Genomic DNA, 2,036 nt, shown 5'->3' with positions numbered 1-2,036 from the left:
GAGGCGGGCCTGCTGGCCCCGGACCCGGCCGGCGGGGAGCCGGTGTTCCGGCATCCTCTCGTGCGGTCGGCCGTCGTCCAGGCCGCGACGCCGAACGAGCGCCGCGCCGCCCACGCCGACCTTGCCCGGCTGCACCGCGACAGCCCGGAACGGCGGGCCGTGCACCTGGCCGCCGCCACCGTCGACCCGGACGACGACGTCGCGGCGGCCCTCGAAGTGGCGGCTGTCTCGGCGACCAGGCGCGGCGGCGCCGCGATCGCGATCACCTGGCTGACCCGTGCCGCGGAACTGAGCCGCCGCTCCGCCGACCGGTCCCGGCGGCTGGCCGACGCGGCGTTCGTCGCCGGGCAGGCCGGCCTGCTCGACACGGCGCAGGGCCTCGCCGAGGACGCCGCCGTGGACGGCCCGGCGGCGGTGATCACCGCCGGATTCGTGGCGCTGTACCGCGACGGCGATGTCGCCGCGAATCACCGGCGGATCTCGGCACTGCTCGAGTCCGGGATCGGCGACGCCCGGCTGACCGAACGTGCGCTGAGCCTGCTGCTGGCGGTCAGCCAGTTCGCCGTCGACCCGGTCCGCTGGGCGCGCACCGAGGCGCTGTTCGACCGGTTCGGTGACGGGGTCAGCCCGTCGACGGCGATCGTGCGGGACACGTGGGGTGACGTGGTGAACCGCGGCCACGGTGTGCCGGAGCGGATCGCCGAGGTGCTCGCCGGGCCGGCCGCCGTCGCGCCGTGGCATGCGATGCGGCTGATGGTCTCCGCGTTCTACCTGGGAGTGCTGGGCGATCATCGGGCGTTGCTGCGGCGCATGGTCGACCGGGAGACGGAGTCCGGCGCGGTCACCAGCGTGATGACCCTGCTCCAGGTGGTGATGCTCGATCAGATCGCCACCGGTGCGTGGGCGGAGGCCGAGCGGACCGGCCGCCGCGGCCTGGACCTCACCACCGAGCACGGGTACGGGCTGTTCACCCAGGCGTTCCGGGCATTCCTCGGGCTGCTGGCGGCCTACCGTGGCGACCTGGCCGGGGCCCGCGAGCTGCAGGCGGCCGTGGACGCCTGGGGGCGGCCGCGCGGGGTGGGGTTCCTGACCGAGTACGCGGAGGCGATCGGCGCCGCCGCCGCGCTCAGCGAGGGCGAGTACGAGACCGCGTACGCCTACGCTGCCGGGATCACCGCCCCGGGCGGGTTCACCCGGTACTCGCAGCAGGCCACCCGTACCCTGCTCGACCTGGTCGAGGCCGCCACGCACACGGGCCGGCACGCCGCCGCCCGCGCGCACGCCGAAGCCGCCCGGGACGCGGGCCTGCCGGCACTCTCCCCACGCCTGGCGCTGCTCACCGCAGGGGCGCTGGCGATCACCGCGCCGCAGGAGGAGGCCGGTGCGCTGTTCGCCGCCGCGGTCGCACACCCCGCGGGCGCGGCGTTCCCGTTCGAGCTGGCCCGCATCCGGCTGGCGTACGGCGTGTGGCTGCGGCGCTCCCGCGAGCTGGTCCTGGCCCGCCAGGCGCTGACCGAGGCGCTCGGCGCGTTCGACCAGCTCGGCGCCGTGACCTGGGCCGAGCGGGCCCGCACCGAACTGCGCGCGGCCGGCAAACCGACCCGCGCCCACCGCGACGCGGTGGCCACGCTGACCCCGCACGAACGGCAGATCGCCGAGCTGGCCGCCACCGGGCTGAGCAACCGGGAGATCGGGGCGCGGCTGTTCCTGTCTCCGCGTACGGTCGGCGCGCACCTGTACAAGATCTTCCCGAAGCTCGGCATCACCTCCCGCGCGTCTCTGCGCGACGCGCTGCGGATGGACACGACTTAGGTCATCTGACAGATCAGCGGGCACCGCCTGTCCGGCGATATTTGCCGTATCGCCCCCATGAAGGAGCCCGCGATGACCATTACCGCAATCCCTGTCGTCTTCCTCCACGGCCTCTGGCTGCACGCCAGTTCGTGGCAGCCATGGGCCGACCGGTTCGCCGCGCGCGGCTATGCGCCGGTCATGCCCGGCTGGCCCGGCGAACCCGGCACCGTCGCGGCGGCCCG

At 75.2% G+C, this 2,036-nt stretch carries 1 protein-coding gene; it reads left to right on the top strand.

Annotation, left to right across the window (positions count from 1 at the left end; all coding sequences use genetic code 11):
- On the top strand, positions 1-1,812 hold a 1,812-nt coding region (locus ACWDX9_RS62680; RefSeq protein WP_449973347.1), incomplete at its 5' end, for a LuxR C-terminal-related transcriptional regulator.
- Positions 1,813-2,036: the final 224 nt, after the last annotated feature.

Source organism: Nonomuraea sp. NPDC003201 (assembly GCF_053590415.1).
Note: the sequence above shows the minus strand (reverse complement) of the source record. Positions and strands in the feature narration are given on the sequence as shown.